The organism is Streptomyces sp. NBC_00464 (assembly GCF_036013915.1).
GTDB lineage: Bacteria > Actinomycetota > Actinomycetes > Streptomycetales > Streptomycetaceae > Streptomyces.
The window spans coordinates 2,154,034-2,170,538 of sequence record NZ_CP107899.1 but is presented as its reverse complement, the minus strand read 5'-3'; the positions used below and the strand labels follow the sequence as shown (position 1 = coordinate 2,170,538).

General features: G+C 69.2%; 13 protein-coding genes and 2 tRNA genes. 7 read left to right on the top strand and 8 right to left on the bottom strand.

What is annotated here, in order from left to right; genetic code table 11:
• The first annotated feature begins 68 nt into the window (after positions 1–68).
• Positions 69–1,157 carry a YlbL family protein gene (locus OG912_RS09330; RefSeq protein WP_327708947.1) on the top strand — a complete coding sequence of 363 codons (1,089 nt, stop codon included), beginning with the start codon at positions 69–71 and terminating at the stop codon, positions 1,155–1,157.
• 27 nt (positions 1,158–1,184) lie between these two features.
• Here OG912_RS09330 and OG912_RS09325 read toward each other — a convergent pair whose 3' ends face one another.
• A complete protein-coding gene (locus OG912_RS09325) occupies positions 1,185–1,754 on the bottom strand; it encodes a PPA1309 family protein (protein WP_326738626.1) in 570 nt (189 codons plus the stop codon).
• 127 nt (positions 1,755–1,881) lie between these two features.
• On the opposite strand from OG912_RS09325, the gene OG912_RS09320 reads away from it, so the two are divergent.
• The 4 genes from OG912_RS09320 (at position 1,882) to OG912_RS09305 (ending at position 7,419) form a co-directional block, all read left to right on the top strand.
• A complete protein-coding gene (locus OG912_RS09320; protein ID WP_327713381.1) occupies positions 1,882–4,815 on the top strand; it encodes a UPF0182 family membrane protein in 2,934 nt (977 codons plus the stop codon).
• 52 nt (positions 4,816–4,867) lie between these two features.
• Positions 4,868–4,941, top strand: a tRNA-Met gene (locus tag OG912_RS09315).
• 213 nt (positions 4,942–5,154) lie between these two features.
• On the top strand, positions 5,155–7,212 hold the full coding sequence (locus OG912_RS09310) for a tetratricopeptide repeat protein (protein ID WP_327708946.1): 2,058 nt from the start codon (positions 5,155–5,157) through the stop codon (positions 7,210–7,212).
• A 133-nt stretch (positions 7,213–7,345) separates the two neighbouring features.
• A tRNA-Met gene (locus OG912_RS09305) sits at positions 7,346–7,419 on the top strand.
• 72 nt (positions 7,420–7,491) lie between these two features.
• Here the strand turns inward: OG912_RS09305 and OG912_RS09300 are convergent.
• The 4 genes from OG912_RS09300 to OG912_RS09285 form a co-directional block, all read right to left on the bottom strand.
• The gene (locus OG912_RS09300; protein WP_327708945.1) at positions 7,492–8,640 is read right to left on the bottom strand and encodes an ABC transporter substrate-binding protein; all 1,149 of its coding nucleotides are present in this window, start codon (positions 8,638–8,640) and stop codon (positions 7,492–7,494) included.
• 32 nt (positions 8,641–8,672) lie between these two features.
• A complete protein-coding gene (locus OG912_RS09295; protein WP_326738629.1) occupies positions 8,673–9,542 on the bottom strand; it encodes an ABC transporter permease in 870 nt (289 codons plus the stop codon).
• On the bottom strand, positions 9,539–10,357 hold the full coding sequence (locus OG912_RS09290; RefSeq protein WP_327708944.1) for an ABC transporter ATP-binding protein: 819 nt from the start codon (positions 10,355–10,357) through the stop codon (positions 9,539–9,541). Before OG912_RS09290 ends, OG912_RS09295 begins: the two co-directional genes overlap by 4 nt.
• A gap of 197 nt (positions 10,358–10,554) precedes the next feature.
• Entirely contained in the window at positions 10,555–10,974 is a 420-nt protein-coding gene (locus OG912_RS09285; protein ID WP_326738631.1) for a Fur family transcriptional regulator, read from the bottom strand.
• Positions 10,975–11,098: 124 nt separating this feature from the next.
• Between OG912_RS09285 and OG912_RS09280 the strand changes: the two genes are divergently transcribed.
• Positions 11,099–12,601 carry a catalase gene (locus OG912_RS09280; protein ID WP_327708943.1) on the top strand — a complete coding sequence of 501 codons (1,503 nt, stop codon included), beginning with the start codon at positions 11,099–11,101 and terminating at the stop codon, positions 12,599–12,601.
• Between the two features lie 67 nt (positions 12,602–12,668).
• Here OG912_RS09280 and OG912_RS09275 read toward each other — a convergent pair whose 3' ends face one another.
• Entirely contained in the window at positions 12,669–13,070 is a 402-nt protein-coding gene (locus tag OG912_RS09275; RefSeq protein ID WP_326738633.1) for a CBS domain-containing protein, read from the bottom strand.
• A gap of 198 nt (positions 13,071–13,268) precedes the next feature.
• Positions 13,269–14,069 (bottom strand): histidinol-phosphatase, encoded by an 801-nt coding sequence (hisN, locus tag OG912_RS09270; protein WP_327708942.1) that lies wholly within the window; start codon positions 14,067–14,069, stop codon positions 13,269–13,271.
• Positions 14,070–14,191: 122 nt separating this feature from the next.
• Here hisN and OG912_RS09265 point away from each other — a divergent pair, with 122 nt between their 5' ends.
• Entirely contained in the window at positions 14,192–14,812 is a 621-nt protein-coding gene (locus OG912_RS09265) for a TetR family transcriptional regulator (protein ID WP_327708941.1), read from the top strand.
• On the opposite strand, the gene OG912_RS09260 is transcribed toward OG912_RS09265, so the two are convergent.
• Positions 14,805–16,493 carry an ABC transporter family substrate-binding protein gene (locus OG912_RS09260; protein WP_327708940.1) on the bottom strand — a complete coding sequence of 563 codons (1,689 nt, stop codon included), beginning with the start codon at positions 16,491–16,493 and terminating at the stop codon, positions 14,805–14,807. The two genes, OG912_RS09265 and OG912_RS09260, sit on opposite strands and share 8 nt — an antisense overlap.
• Positions 16,494–16,505: the final 12 nt, after the last annotated feature.

Genomic DNA, 16,505 nt, shown 5'->3' with positions numbered 1-16,505 from the left:
CCGGTCGCGGCCCACGTACGGACCGGCCCCGGCGGTGCACTGACAGGCGTTTCCCGTACTGTCGTTCCATGCCACGCCGCACCGCGACGATGCTCGCCTCCACCCTGATCCTGATCGCGCTGCTCTGCGCAGGCGTGCTGATTAAAGTGCCGTACTCGGAGATGTCCCCCGGGCCGACCGTGAACACACTCGGCAAGGTCGACGGCGCGCCCGTCCTGCAGATCACCGGGCACAAGACGTACGAGACCTCCGGCAACCTCAACATGACGACGGTCAGGGTCACCGGCGCCGACTACCACATGAACCTTGTCGAGGCCGTCTACGGATGGCTGGGCCACGACAGTGTGGTCGTGCCGCACGACACGCTGTACCCGGACGGCAAGACCGAGGAGCAGTCGACGCAGGAGAACGCCGAGGAGTTCAGCCAGTCCCAGGAGAGCGCCAAGGTCGCGGCCCTCACCGAGCTGGGGATCCCGGTGTCGTCACGGGTCGTGGTCTCCACGGTCATCAAGGACAGTCCCTCACAGGGCAAGCTGCACGCGGGCGACGTGATCAAGGCCGTCGACGGTGCAGCGGTCAAGCAGCCCGAGGACGTGGCGAAGCTCGTCACCAAGCACAAGCCCGGCCAGGACGTCACCTTCACGGTCATCCCCGCCAAGACCGCGGCGGCGGCCGAGAAGGCCGGCAAGGAGCCCGAGGGCACCGAGAAGATCACCATCACCACGGAGAAGGCCCCCAAGGAGAACCGCGCGATCGTCGGCATCCAGGCGGGGACGGACCACACCTTCCCGTTCGAGATCGACATCAAGCTTGCCGACGTCGGCGGCCCGAGCGCCGGTCTGATGTTCTCCCTCGGCATCGTCGACAAGCTGACCCCGGGTCAGCTGACGGGCGGCAAGTTCATCGCCGGCACCGGGACGATCGACGACAAGGGCAAGGTCGGCCCGATCGGCGGGATCAACATGAAGCTGGTCGGCGCGCGCAACGCCGGCGCGCGCTACTTCCTGACACCCGACGAGAACTGCAAGGCGGCCGCCTCCGACACCCCGGACGGTCTCACCCTGGTGCGGGTCAAGACCATCGACGACGCCAAGAAGTCGCTGGAGAAGATCCGCACCGGGGACGCGGCCGCACTGCCGAGCTGCTCGACAGGCTGAACGCGCTCCCGGGGCGGGACGGCGGGGTCAGGACTCGAAGGTCGCGGCCAGCGCCTCGGCCAGCCCCGGCACCAGGCCGGCGCCGGTCAGCACGTCGTTGGGCGAGTCCTTCTCCCGCAGGCGTACGGCGGACTCGCGGGCGCCGTCCCGCAGGACGGCCACGGTCATCCGCACCTCCTGCCGGTCGGGGTGCTTGGCCACCCACTTGGTCAGCTGGGCGTCGTTGAGACCCTCCGGTACGGAGGCCTCGGCGGACGGCGGCAGCATCAGCCGCTCGACCGTCATCGCGCACCCGACGACCGCGTCGGGCCAGGCGATCGTGGCGAGGAACTCGTCCAGTGCGGTACCTGCGGGAAGCTCCTCCTGCTCGATAGGGGTGAGTGCGGCGGTCTTCGAGCCGTCGTCGTCGAGGCCGAGCTGAGCGGCGAGGCCCGGCTCCTGGACCCGCAGCCGTGCGGTGTCGACAAGGGCGAAGAGCCGGGCGGGCTGGTCCCAGCCGAGGCCGGAGATGTACTCGTCGATTTCGAGCACGGCGACGGTGAGCGGGCTCGCGGCCATCGGAGGGCCTGAGGGGGAAACGTTGGGCATGGACAACATCCTGCCTCCTTCCGCCCCCGGAACGGGAACTAGGTAAAGCCTCAGTAAGTTGCATAGGTGGGCTCTACGATCGCTGGGCCCGCTCCACACGACCGCGAACTTTGAGGTGCGCACGTTGGCTTTCCAGATGCCGGACCGCGGCGGAGGCCCGACCGGGCCACGGATCAGAGTCGGCCGCCCGTCCCGGCGCGCCCGAACCCTGCTCATGACACTGGGCGTCCTGGCGGTCCTCGCCATGGCGTTCGTCATGTTCTCCGGGTTCTGGACGGACTGGCTCTGGTACAGGTCGGTCGGGTTCTCATCCGTCTTCACCACCACTCTGTGGACCAAGATCGGGCTGTTCCTCGTCTTCGGACTGCTGATGGCCGTCGCCATCGGTGTGAACATCTGGCTCGCGCACCGGCTCCGGCCGCCGCTGAGCGCGATGTCGCTGGAGCAGCAGAGCCTGGACCGCTACCGGATGAGCCTCGCCCCGTACAAGAAGTGGGTGCTGCTCGCGATCACCGCGCTCGTCGGTCTGATCGCCGGAGCGTCCGCCTCCGGCCAGTGGCGTACCTGGCTGATGTATGTGAACGGGGTGTCGTTCGGTCAGAAGGACCCCCAGTTCCACCTGGATGTGTCCTTCTACGCCTTCGACCTGCCGTGGTACCGCTTCCTGCTGGGCTTCGGCTTCGCGGCGACGGTGCTCTCGCTGATCGCCGCCGCGCTGACCCACTACCTGTACGGCGGGTTGCGCATCACCAGCCCCGGCGCGCGGGCGACGGGGGCGGCCACCGGCCATCTCTCGGTGCTGCTCGGCATCTTCGTCGCGCTGAAGGCCGTGGCCTACTGGCTCGACCGCTACGGGCTGGCCGTGAAGTCCAGCGACTTCAAGGCCACGGACAACTGGACGGGCCTGCGGTACGTCGACGCCAACGCCTATCTGCCGGCGAAGACCATCCTGTTCTGCATCGCCGCGATCTGCGCCGTGCTGTTCTTCGCGACGCTCTGGCGCCGCACCTGGCAGCTCCCGGTGATCGGGTTCGGGCTGATGGTCCTCTCCGCGATCCTGATCGGCGGGCTCTACCCGGCGATCGTGCAGAAGTTCCAGGTCCAGCCGAACGAGCAGGCCAAGGAAGCCCCGTTCATCCAGAAGAACATCAAGGCCACGCGTGACGCCTACGACATCGATGACGCCAAGGTCACCGACTACGCGGGCAAGTCCACCACGGACGACGACGCGAAGCTCCGTGCCAGCGCGGATGCCGCGGCCAGTTACCGGGTGATGGACCCCAACGTCGTCTCTCCGGCCTTCCAGCAGCTCCAGCAGAAGAGGAACTACTACCAGTTCCCCAAGACGCTGGACGTCGACCGCTACAAGGACGCGGCCGGCAAGGAGCAGGACACGGTCATCGGTCTGCGCGAGCTCAACCTCCAGGGCATCCCCAAGCGCAACTGGATCAACGACCACTTCACCTACACCCACGGCTACGGCGCGATCGCAGCCCGGGGCACCACCACAGGCAAGAACCCGAAGGGATCTCCCGACTTCACCGAGTCCGGCCTGCCGACCACCGGCGAGCTGGGCAAGTACCAGCAGGAGATCTACTACGGCGAGAAGACCGAGCAGTACTCCATCGTCGGCGGGCCCCAGAAGGAGCTCGACTACGAGGAGGACGGCGAGAAGACCACCAGTTACAAGGGCAAGAGCGGCGTCAGCCTCTCCAGCGCGTTCAACCGCGCCGCCTACGCGGTGGCGTTCAGCGAACCGCAGATCCTGTACTCGGGAGCCATCGGCGAGGGTTCGAGGATCCTCTACAACCGCACCCCGAAGGAGCGCGTCGAGGCGGTCGCCCCATGGCTGACCATCGACGGCGACGCCTACCCGGCCGTGGTCAACGGGAAGATCCAGTGGGTCGTCGACGCCTACACCACGACCAACGGCTACCCGTACGCCTCGCGCACGACGCTCGGTGACACCACGGCCGACTCGCTGACCACCAACCAGCGCGCGGTCGTCGCCCAGCAGAACCAGGTCAACTACATCCGCAACTCGGTGAAGGCCACCGTCGACGCGTACGACGGCAAGGTCACGCTGTACGAGTGGGACACCGAGGACCCGGTTCTCAAGACCTGGCGCAAGGCGTTCCCGGGGACCGTGAAGGCCAAGGCGGACATTCCGCAGGACCTCATGGACCACCTGCGTTACCCGCAGGACCTGTTCAAGGTGCAGCGCGAGCTGCTCACCCGCTACCACGTCACGAGCCCCGCGCAGTTCTACAGCGGCAGTGACGCGTGGCAGGTCCCGGACGACCCGACCAACAAGGAGTCCGGCGCCGTTCCGCCGTACTACCTGAGCATAAAGATGCCGGATCAGACGGCTCAGAAGTTCTCGCTGACGACGACGTTCACCCCCAAGGGGCGACCCGACCTCGGGGCGTTCATGGCGGTCGACGCCGATGCCGCCAGCAAGGACTACGGCACGATAAGACTGCTCAGAGTCACCACCACGGTGAAGGGCCCCGGCCAGGTACAGAGTGAGCTCAACGGCAACGACGACGTCGCCGAGTTCGTGAGAAACCTCAAGGGAACCGACTCCGACATCGAGTACGGCAACCTGCTCACCGTGCCGCTCGAAGGGGGCTTCCTCTATATCGAGCCGGTGTACACGCGCGGTGGCACGCAGAACTATCCGCTGCTGCGCAAGGTTGCCGCCTCGTACGGATCGAAGATCGTCTTCGAGAACAGTCTCGGGGAGGCGCTCAACGCGGTCTTCGGGGTGGACGGCTCCGATACGGCCGAGCCACCGGGCGACACCACGGAACCGCCTGGTGACACCACGGAGCCGCCGGCCACCGGTGATGCCGCGCTGAAGAAGGCGATCGCCGATGCGCAGAAGGCCTACACGGCAGGTGAGACGGCCCTGAAGGAACAGGACTGGACCGCCTACGGCAAGGCCCAGGACGAGCTGCAGGACGCGCTGGAGCGGGCAGCCGCCGCCCAGCCCAAGTCCGGCAGCCCGAGCACGGCGGACGAATCGAAGAAGCCGGCGGCGTCGGCCAGTGCCGACAGCGGCGGCTGAGTAACTCGGTAAAGCTTCATCCCCGCGTCGTGGTACGGTTTGAACACAACGACGCGGGGTGGAGCAGCTCGGTAGCTCGCTGGGCTCATAACCCAGAGGTCGCAGGTTCAAATCCTGTCCCCGCTACTGAAAGACGAAGGCCCGGATCCTCCAGGGGATCCGGGCCTTCGTCATGCCGTGGTGACTTTTTTGTGCAGTCTGCGTGAAGTGCGGTTCGTGGAGCGCGAGTTGGGCACGAGCGTGTTTGACTTGTCTCTCTGTGGGCATGTCGACAAAACGCTGAAGTGACCTCACTGGCCGCGATATACCAGGTGTACGCGGGTTGCGGGTGGTGCGACGATGGTATTTATGGGGGACAGGGCAACTCTGTTGGAGACAGGGCGGTTTGTGCATCAGCGCGTCCATCCGGCGGAAAATGTAGCGGATGTGGCATTTGCTGATGCCGTCACGCAGTACAACGACCACATCGAGACCGCCGAGACTGCGGAGTGTGCCGCGACCGTCGACAGTGCAGAGACCGCAGAGACCGCCGACGGCGTGGAGAACGCCGAGAGTGCGGAGACCGCGGCGAGCGCGGACAACGCCGAGAGCGAGGCGCGCCACCGCCGTGCCGCCGACGCCGGGGACACCACCTCGATGAGCGTGCTCGGCGCACTGCTGCTGCGCCGGGGCGACCTGAGCGGCGCCGAGTCCTATCTGCGCGCGGCCACCGCCGACGGCGACCGTGCCGCGGCCAACAACCTGGGCGTCCTCCTGCACCAGCGCGGATACGCGGACGAGGCGGCCGGCTGGTGGCGGATCGCGGCCGTCGCCGGTTCCGCCGCCGCCGCGCACGCGCTGGGCCGCCACTACCGCGAGCGCGGTGACGAGCCCGGCGCCGAGTACTGGCTGCGGCAGTCCGCCGAGCAGGGCCACGCGCTGGGGGCGTACGCCCTCGCAGACCTGCTGGAACACCGCAGCGACGTCGGCGCCGAGCGCTGGCTGCGCGCCGCCGCCGAGCAGGGACACCGCGAGGCGGCGTACCGGCTGGCCCGCATGCTGGAGCGCAACGCGAAGGACGGCGCTCACGACGCGTTCGGCCGCCCCGGCCTGGGTCCCCGTACCGGACCCGAGACCGAGGCCGGCGCCGGAGTGCGCGGGCCCGTGGCGCGCAAGGACGACAGCCCGGTCGCCGGCCCCGACGCGCGACGCGTGGGCGAGGCCGAGCAGTGGTACCGGCAGTCGGCCGCCCGCGGACACCGGCGTGCCGCTCTGCACCTCGGCGCCATCCTCGAACAGCGCGGCGAGCTCAAGGAGGCCGGCCGCTGGTACCTCATCTCCGCCAAGGCCGGTGAGGCGCGGGCCGCCTGCGCGCTCGGCTTCCTGCTGCGCGACGCGGGGGACCAGGAGAGCGCCGCCGTGTGGTGGCTGCGCGCCGCCCAGGACGGCGACGGCAACGCCGCCAACGCACTCGGTGCGCTGCACGCGGCCCGGGGCGAGCAGCAGACCGCCGAGCGCTGGTACCGCGCGGCGATGGACGCGGGCGACGTCAACGGCGCGTACAACCTCGGGCTGCTCTGTGCCGCCCAGGATCGCACACCGCAGGCGGAGCAGTGGTACCGGCGCGCCGCCTACGCCGGCCACCGCGAGGCCGCCAACGCGCTGGCCGTGCTCCTGCTCCAGGCGGGCGACGCGACCGGTGCGGAGCCCTGGTTCTCCAAGGCGGCCGAGGCGGGCAGCGTCGACGCCGCCTTCAACCTCGGCATCCTGCACGCCGGGCGGGACGAGGACCGTACGGCCCTGCTCTGGTACGAGCGTGCCGCGGCGGCCGGCCACACCGAGGCGGCGCTCCAGGTGGGCATGGCGCTGCTGCACCACGGCCAGGAGCGCGAGGCCGAGCGCCACCTGCGCTGCGCGGCGGGCGGCGGCAGCGCGGAGGCCGCCTTCCGGCTGGCCGGGCTGCTGGACGCGCGCCGGCCGCCGCCCGGTCCGCCCGCGCTCGGTGAGGCCATGCCGGACAAGACCGAGTGCGAGGAGTGGTACGAGCGCGCCGCCGAGCAGGGGCACCGCCGCGCCCAGGTGCGCGTCGGCATGCTCGCCGCGGCCCGGGGAGACGTGGAGAGCGCCGCCCGCTGGTACCGGGCGGCGGCCGAGGCGGGCAGCCGCAACGGGGCCTTCAACCTCGGACTGCTGCTGGCCCGCGAGGGCAGTGAGCGTGAGGCCGCCCTGTGGTGGAGCCGTGCCGCCGACGACGGACACGGGCGGGCCGCCCTGCGCCTGGCCCTGCTGGCCGCGCGCCGCGGTGAGCTCACCGAGGGGCAGCGGTGGTGTGCGCGGGCCGTCGAGCTGGGGCCCGCGGAGGTCTCGGAGCGGGCGGCGCGGCTGCGCGAGGCACTGCACCAGGAGCTGACCGCGTAGCGGCAGCCTCCGGGGCCTCTCCTGAGTGGGCCTGCCGAGTCGCCTGCTGAGGGGGCTCCGGGAGGCCCGCCGGGCCCCGATGAAAGGGATTTGCGCTGGTCCAGGGCGTGACGTAGAGTTGCAATCACAACGACGCGGGGTGGAGCAGCTCGGTAGCTCGCTGGGCTCATAACCCAGAGGTCGCAGGTTCAAATCCTGTCCCCGCTACTGAAGACAGAGGGCCGGATCCTTTCGAGGATCCGGCCCTCTGTGCATACCGCGTGCCTCCGTGCCCCCGGCTCAGGGCTTGTGGCCCACCGCTTCCCCGTACATCGCCCGGTCCACGGCCTTGTCCTCGGGCACCGGAGCGCCCTCCGAGACGCCCGAGTCGGCGTACGCCTTCTGCAGCCGGTCCGTCGTGCCCTTGCGGATCTCCCAGTCCATCCGCATCGACGGTGTCGACCGCAGGGTGGCCTCATCGGTCTTCATCAGCCCGGCCAGTTCGGTGACGAAGGCGGGATCGGACTTGTAGTCGCCCGCGAAGTAGGTGTTCACCGTGCGGATGTAGGCCCTGAGGAAGGCGACGCCCGCGTCCGGGTCCTTGTTCAGCAGGTTGGGCCCGAAGAGCAGCCCGCCGAGCGGTTCTCCCACCGGCTGGCCGCCGAGGAAGGCGTACTTCTTGTCGCCGTCCACCTTCCGCCAGATCGGGTCGAGCAGCCAGGCGGAGTCCACGCCGCCGTTCTGCAGGGCCGTGAGCACGTCCGCGGAGCCGAGCTGCTGGAAGCTGATCTTGTCGAGGCCGCCGCCGTGCTTCTTCAGTGAGGTGTCCATCGGATACGCGATCACCGAGCCCTTGCCGATCATCGTGCCGAGCTTCCGCCCCGCCATGTCCACGTGATCGGCGCTCTCTCCGTCCTTGAGGCGTACCCACAGGCCGCTCTTCGAGGCCGGGTCGGGGGAGAAGTTTCCCGCGACCCACTTGATGGCGAAGCCGCCGTTGATGCCGTTCATCACCGCGGCCTCGGGAGCCGCCCACTGCGCGTCGACGTCCCCCTTGGCGAGCAGGGGCAGGGCGTCCGGGGTGGGGAGCACCTTCAGGGAGACGTCGAGACCCTCCTTCTCGAACTCGCCCTTGGCGACCGCGACCTGGAGCGGAGCGACGTACTCCGCGCTCAGGGTGCCGGTGGCGACGGTGATCTTCCGCTTCTTCGCGAGGGGTTGGGGGGCCGGAGCGCCCTTGTCGCAGCGGGCGGGCTTGCGGCCGGGCGCGAGATCCGAGGGATCGGTCCAGCCGCCGGTGCCGCAGCCGGCGACCGGTTTGACGGTGCGCGGTGCGGCGGCAGCGGCGTCGGCGTCGTCCGAGGTGTCGTTCCCGGCGCAGCCTGCCGCGCCGAGCAGTGACGCCGCCACGAGCACAACGGTGCAGGTGAAGGGGGTACGTGTACGCACAGTTCCTCCGTAAGGGGAGCGGGTGGAGCCGTTCACGACTGACTGCGGCCGCGGTCGCGCGGGGCCCACGGGGTGAGCAGCCGGCCCGCGATCCGCACCACTTCGGAGAAGACGACGCCGAGCACCGCCACACAGACGATGCCGACGAACATCACGTCGTTCTGGAACAGGGCGCGGGAGTCGAAGATCAGGTGTCCCAGCCCGTCGGCCGCCGCGATCTGCTCCGAGGCGACGATGACCAGCACCGCCACTCCCGCCGCGATCCGCGCACCGACCAGGACGGCGGGGAGCGAGGCGGGCAGCAGGATGTGCCGGAACATCTGCCAGGGCGAGGCGCCGAACACCTGCCCGGCGTCCCGGTGACCGGACGGAACGGCGAGCACGGCCGCCATCGTCGAGATCCAGACGAAGAAGAAGACGGTGGCGGCGACCAAGGCGATCTGCGGCCCTTCGCCGAGGCCGAACATATTGAGGAAGACGGGCAGGAGCGCCAGTTTCGGTACGACGTACAGGGCGTCGAGCAGCGGTTCCAGCGCGGCCCGGACGAGTGCGAGCGAACCCATCAGCAGGCCGAGGGCGTAGCCCGCGACCGTGCCGATCGCATAGCCGCCGAGAACCCGCTTGAGCGTGGCCCACACGTCCGGCCACAGATCGCCGTCGGCCGCACGGTCCCAGCCGTCGGCCAGAATGGTGGAGGGCGCGGGGTAGACGCGGTCGTCGATCCAGGACCTGGCGGCGGCCAGTTGCCACAGCAGCACCAGGAGCAGCGGTACGGCGACGGCGAGCGCGATCTCCAGGGTGCGGCGCCTGCGGTGGGTGCGTACGGGATGGAGTTCCTGCGGACCCGGCCTGCGGACCAGGACCTGTTCCTCGACGCTCGTGGACTTCACGGCTGTGCTCATACCGTCGCCGCCTCTCCGCCGACCTCGCCGCGCAGCAGTTCCCACAACTCGCTCTTCAGCGCGGTGAACTCGGGTGTCGAGCGGATGCCACCGGTGCGCGGCCGGGCGAACGGCGGGCGGTGCTCGGCGATGATCCGGCCCGGTCTGGCGGACATCACGAGGACCCGGTCCCCGAGCACGATCGCCTCCTCCAGGCTGTGGGTGATGAACAGGGTGGTGGTGCGGGTGGTCTGGGTGAGGTCGAGCAGTTCGTCCTGCATGATCGTGCGCAGCTGTGCGTCGAGCGCCGCGAACGGCTCGTCCATGAGCAGGATCTCGGGCTCGACGGCGAGCGCGCGGGCGATCGCCACCCGCTGGCGCATCCCGCCGGAGAGCTCGGCGGGATAGGCGCCGGCGAAGTCGGCGAGGCCCAGCCGGTCCAGCCAGTCGCGCGCCCTGGCGTCGGCCACCCGGCGGGGCGTGCGCTGGATGTCGAGGCCGAAGCGGACGTTGGCGAGGACGGTCTTCCAGTCATGGATCCCGTAGTCCTGGAAGATCATCGCGGCCGGGCGGGGCGATGTCGTACGGATGGACAGTTCCCCGGCGCTGGGGCGCAGGAGCCCGGCCGCGATCCTCAGCAGGGTGGACTTGCCGCAGCCGGACGGTCCGACGATGCAGGTGAACTCACCCGGCGCGATGTCGAGATCGACGGGGCCGAGGGCTGCCAGAGCCTTGGTGCCCCGCCCGAAGGAGCGGGAGAGCGCGCGGGCGTGGAGCTTGGGGGCGGTGGTCGGTGGCGCGGTTGCCTGGGGTGGGTTCGGGTGCGGGTCTCCCACGGGTCTCTCCTCGTACACATCGAGGTGCGCAGCCGTCGCGTGGGCGGCTGTGATCGCCGATGACGATATGACGACCCGTCAGATTCGGGAAGGGGGTGCGCGGGGAGTGTGCGCAAGAGGGTGTGCCGCAGGGGCGTCCGGGCCCATGCGGAACGCCCCCACCGGAACGTCCGGTGAGGGCGGGGGAGTGGTGGGGGTCAGGCGGCCGCGGCGCAGTTCGGGCAGATCCCGCGGTACGTCATCTCGACGCCGGAGATCATGAAGCCGAAACGCTCTCCGGCCGGCAGGTCCGCGAGCGGGTCGCCCGCCGGGTGCACGTCGCGGATGGCGCCGCACTTCGCGCAGACCAGGTGGTGGTGGGGGCGGTGTGCGTTCGGGTCGTAACGCTTGGCCCGGCGGTCGGTGGAGACCTCGATGACCTCGCCGAGGGTCACCATCTCGCCCAGGGTGTTGTAGACGGTGGCGCGGGAGATCTCGGGCAGCTTGGCGACGGCCCGTGCGTGGACCTCGTCGGCTGTCAGGTGCACGTGATCCCCGTCGAGAACCTCGGCCACGACGCGCCGCTGCGCAGTCATGCGCCAGCCGCGTCCACGAAGTCGTTCCAGCAGGTCACTCATGGCGCAAGCCTAACAGCGGGGGATGCGGATCCCGAACGGGTGTGGCTTTGGATGCTGCCTTGACTTGGACTTAGTCCATTGTAGGATCGGATACGACATAGGGGCAGGACAGGCTGTGCTCGCCATGACGGCTCGACGGCATGGCGAATGTGCAGGAACCACGCAGGAGGCGCACGTGACACAGGGACCGCTCACCACGGAGGCCGGCGCACCGGTCGCCGACAACCAGAACAGCCAGACGGCGGGCATCGGCGGTCCGGTCCTGGTGCAGGACCAGTCGCTGCTGGAGAAGCTCGCGCACTTCAACCGTGAGCGCATTCCGGAGCGCATCGTGCACGCCCGCGGTGCCGGTGCGTACGGCACCTTCACGCTGACCCGTGACGTCTCGCAGTGGACGCGGGCGAAGTTCCTCTCCGAGGTCGGCAAGCAGACCGAGACCTTCCTGCGCTTCTCCACGGTCGCCGGCAACCTCGGCTCGGCCGACGCGGTGCGCGACCCGCGCGGTTTCGCGCTGAAGTTCTACACCGAGGACGGCAACTACGACCTCGTCGGCAACAACACCCCGGTGTTCTTCATCAAGGACGCCATCAAGTTCCCCGACTTCATCCACACCCAGAAGCGTGACCCGTACACGGGCTCGCAGGAGGCGGACAACGTCTGGGACTTCTGGGGTCTGTCGCCCGAGTCCACCCACCAGGTGACCTGGCTCTTCGGTGACCGGGGGATCCCGGCCACGCTCCGCCACATGAACGGCTACGGCTCGCACACCTACCAGTGGAGCAACGAGGCCGGCGAGGTCTTCTGGGTCAAATACCACTTCAAGACCGACCAGGGCATCAAGAACCTCACCCAGGACGAGGCCAACAAGCTCGCCGGCGAGGACCCGGACAGCCACCAGCGCGATCTGCGTGAGTCCATCGAACGGGGTGAGTTCCCGTCCTGGACCGTGCAGGTCCAGATCATGCCTGCGGCCGAGGCGGCGACGTACCGGTTCAATCCGTTCGACCTCACCAAGGTGTGGCCTCACGAGGACTACCCGCCGGTCGAGATAGGCAAGCTGGAGCTCAACCGGAACCCGGAGAACATCTTCGCCGAGACCGAGCAGTCGATCTTCAGTCCCGCCCACTTCGTGCCCGGCATCGGTCCGTCCCCGGACAAGATGCTCCAGGGCCGTCTCTTCGCGTACGGCGACGCGCACCGCTACCGCGTCGGGATCAACGCCGACCACCTGCCGGTCAACCGCCCGCACGCCACCGAGGCACGCACCAACAGCCGTGACGGGTACCTGTACGACGGCCGCCACAAGGGCGCGAAGAACTACGAGCCGAACAGCTTCGGCGGACCGGTCCAGACCGACCGCCCCCTGTGGGAGGCCACTCAGGTCACGGGCGGCACGGGTGCCCACGAGGCGCCGAGCCACGCCGAGGACAACGACTTCGTGCAGGCCGGGAACCTCTACCGGCTCTACTCCGAGGACGAGAAGAGCCGGCTGATCGACAACCTCGCGGGGTTCATAGCGAAGGTCTCGCGCGAGGACATCGCCGAGCGCGCGATCAACAACTTCCGCCAGGCCGACGGTGACTTCGGCAAGCGGCTGGAGGCGGCCGTCCAGGCTCTGCGCAGCTAGGTTCCTCCGTTCCGACGGTCGGCCGGTTCCCCGTGCTCGGGGGCCGGCCGTTCGTCCGTGCGGCCCCTCAGACGGCCAGCTCCACCGGATGACGCCGGGCCGGTGCCCAGCAGCGGATGATGTCGCGCACCGAGACGATGCCGACCGGCCCGTCGGCGTCCAGCACGATCAGATGCCGGAAGCCGCCGTGCGTCATGGCCTCGGCGGCCTCCTCCAGGGTCCAGGTGGGTGCGGCGAAGACCACATCGGTCGTCGTGTGGGTGGAAGCGGTCTCGACATCGGGGTCCTGCCCCGATCCGACCGCGTTGAGGATGTCGCGCTCGGTGATGATGCCGAGCCCGCAGGTGTCCGGGTCGTGGACGACGGCTGCTCCGATCCGGCGCGCCGACATCAGCCGGGCGGCCTGACGGAGGGTGTGGGTCGGGCCGATGGTGAGGACCATCGTGCTCATGGCGTCGCGGACGAGCATGAAAGGAGCCACCTCCTTCGTGAAGCGACTCTGTGAGCCGATTCACAAGTTCACAAGTGGGGGGACTCTCAGAGTTGCACCGATGGGGGACGGCAACAAGGGGGAGCGGAGATCATTCGAGGGGCGTGCGGTGGTGCGGCACGCCCCTCGTCGGTTCCGTATGCCTGCTCGGGACCGGGCAGGCCGGTCCCGGCACGGTCAGTAGCGCTGGTTCAGATACCCGAGCAGTTCGTGGTGGAGCGTTCCGTTCGAGGCCGCGGCATTGCCGCCACCCGGTCCGCTGACCCCGTCCAGGCTGGTGAACCGGCCCCCCGCCTCCTGGACGATGATCGCGTTCGCCGCCATGTCCCAGAGCGAGAGCTCCGGCTCGGCACAGATGTCGACCGAACCCTCGGCGACCATCATGTACGGCCAGAAGTCCCCGTACCCACGGGTGCGCCAGCAGGCCCGGGTCAGGTCCATGAAGCCGTCCAGCCGGCCCTGCTCCTCCCAGCCGGTCAGCGAGGAGTACGCGAACGAGGCGTCCGCGATGCGCTCCACGTTCGAGACGTGCAGCCGGCTCGCGGAGGTCAGGCTGCGGCCGGTGAACGCACCCGCCCCCTTCGCCGCCCACCAGCGCCGCTGCAGCGCGGGCGCGGACACCACGCCGACCACCGGCTGGAACCCGTCCTCGCCGGCCTCCATCAGCGAGATCAGCGTCGCCCAGACCGGCACGCCGCGCACGTAGTTCTTGGTGCCGTCGATCGGGTCGATCACCCAGCGGCGCGGACCCGTCCCCTCGATCCCGTACTCCTCGCCCAGGATCGCGTCGCGCGGCCGTGCCCGATGGAGGTGGCCGCGGATCAGCTCCTCGGCGGCCTTGTCGGCCTCACTCACCGGCGTCATGTCCGGTTTGGTCTCGACCTTGAGGTCGAGAGCCTTGAACCGGTCCATCGTCGTCGCGTCGGCGGCGTCCGCCAGCACGTGGGCGAGGCGCAGATCATCGTGGTAGTCGGGCATGCCGTCACAGTATCCACCGCAGGTGTACGGAGCCACAGGGCCCCGGTGCCCGCTTGAACTCTTGACAGTCCGGGGGAGCGCCTCAACTCTGAAACGAGAGGCCCTAGGCGTGGGAGGCGACGATGCCGACAGCGCGGGACGCACTGCTGGACGCCGCCCACGCGGCGCTGACCGTCCGGCCCTGGCCGGCCGTACGCATGGTCGATGTGGCCGCGGCCGCGGGGGTGTCCCGGCAGACCCTCTACAACGAGTTCGGCAGCAAGGACGGACTGGCCAGGGCCCTGGCCCGCCGGGCCGCCGACCTCTATCTGGCCGGTGTCGAGCGGGCCCTGGGATCCGCCGGCGGCACGGGTGACCGGTTGGCCGCCACCGCTGCCTGGACCGTCCGTGCCGTACGGGCGAGCGCCCTGGTCAGGGGGTTGCTCACGGGCTGCTGGGGTGAGCGGTTACCCCGCCCCGTTCCCTCGCTGCGACGCCCCGCGTCCGTCGTGCCCGCGCAGCGCCGGGCCGACGCCGGGCTGCCGACCCCCGCCGAGCTGCTCGGCCAGGTCCGGGACCGTGCGGTGGCCGCCCTGGAGGAGGGGCGCCCGCCGCACGATCCGGCGGCCCTGGCCGTGACCTGCGAGCTCGCCCTGCGGCTCGCCCTGTCGTACGCACTGGTGCCCCCGCCCCCCGGAGCTGCGGAGGACGGGATGCCGCTGGTGCGGGACGTGGTGGAGTGGGCGCAGGGTGCGGTTACTTGAGCCAGCCGACCTTGGTGTAGTCCGTGTCGGCCAGACCGAACGCGCCGTAGTTGGCCAGCCCCTTGCGGACCGCGGTGATCTGCGGGCGCTGGTAGAGCTCGATGGAGTGACCGAGCTTCCAGATCTCGGCATCGGCCTCGTTGTACAGCTTGACGGCCTCGGCGTGGTCGGTGGTGCCGGCGGCCTTCTTCAGCAGTCCGTCGATCTTCGGGGAGCCGACCGAGCCGAAGTTCTGGAAGAGGTTCTTGCCCTTGGGGCTGATGAAGACCGGGGTGAGCATCGTCTGGTAGACGGCGTCGACGTTACGGAAGCTGACGATGTCGAAGTTGCCGGTGTTGACGAACTTGTTGAAGTAGTCGTTCGCCGGGACCTTCTTGATGTCCACCTTGATGCCGACCGCGCCGAGCATCTGCTGCACCAGCTCGGCCTGGTCCGTCGCGGAGGACGTGGACCCCGCGCTCAGCGTGTAGTCGAGCGCGAGCTGCTTGCCGTCCTTGGTGCGCGGCTTGCCCTCGCCCTGGTCCTTCCAGCCCGCCGAGTCCAGGAGCTTCTTCGCCTTCTCGGGGTCGTACGTGTCGAACTCGCTGGAGTTGTCCTGGTACCCCTGCTGGTTCGGCATGAAGAAGTGGTTGTTCAGCGGCTTCAGTTCGAAGGAGAGGTCCTTGCTGAAGCTCTCGTTGACGCCCGCCCGGTTGATCGCCGCCTGGACGGCGTTGCGCACCGCCACGTCCTTCAGCGGGCCGCGGCCGCCGTTGAGCGTGATGTGTACCTCGTCCCAGCGCGCACCCCGCCTGATGTCGGTGTCCGGGTCCTTGACGAGGCGCTTGTAGTCCTCGGGGAGCAGGGCGGTCGTCTGGTCGGTCTCCTTGTTGAGGTACGCCTCGGTCGACGCCGCGGAGTCCAGGACGCGGTAGACGATGGTGTCCAGCTTCGGCTTGTTCCCCCACCACTTGGGGTCGGGAACGAGGGTGACGGTCTGCGCGGTCTTGTCGTACGTGCCGACCTTGAAGGAGCTGCCCGTGACGACGGCCTTCTGCGACCAGCCCTTGTTGAACTTCTCCGGGGTGTCGATGTACGAGGCCGGGTACAGCGGGTCGAAGAGGCGCTGCCAGTCGGCGTACGGCGAGGAGAAGGTGATCTTCACGCCGTGGGCGCCGGTCCCCTGCTCGACCTTGGAGATCTGGTCGTAGCCCGAGGTGTCGACGGCCTCGAAAGCCTCGTCCGAGCCGTTCAGCGCCTTCCACTGGGCCTGGAAGTCCTGCCAGCTCAGCGGCTTCCCGTCGGACCACGTGGCCTTCGGGTTGAGGTCGTACTCCACTACCTGGGGGCTGGTCGAGGTGACCTTCGCCGAGACGAGGAAGTCGGGGTTGGCGTGGATCGCGCCCTTGGCGTCGGAGTCGAAGAGGTCCGGAAGTACGGCCCTGATGATGTCCTGGGCATCGCCCTGCTGGCCGTCGACCTGGTTGATGTTGTACTGCGTGATCCACTGATCGATACCGAACCGCAGTGACCCGCCCTGCTTCAGGTCGCTCGCCGGGTGGACGTTGATGCTCTGCCCGTCGGCCTTGGGCGCCGCCTGCTTCCTGGGCGCCTTTCCGTCCCCGTCGGAGGAGTCGCAGCCGCTCACCGCCAGGGTGGCCGACAGGGCTGCGGCGATGGCGATCACGGTGGTTCTGCGCATCGGTTTTCATTC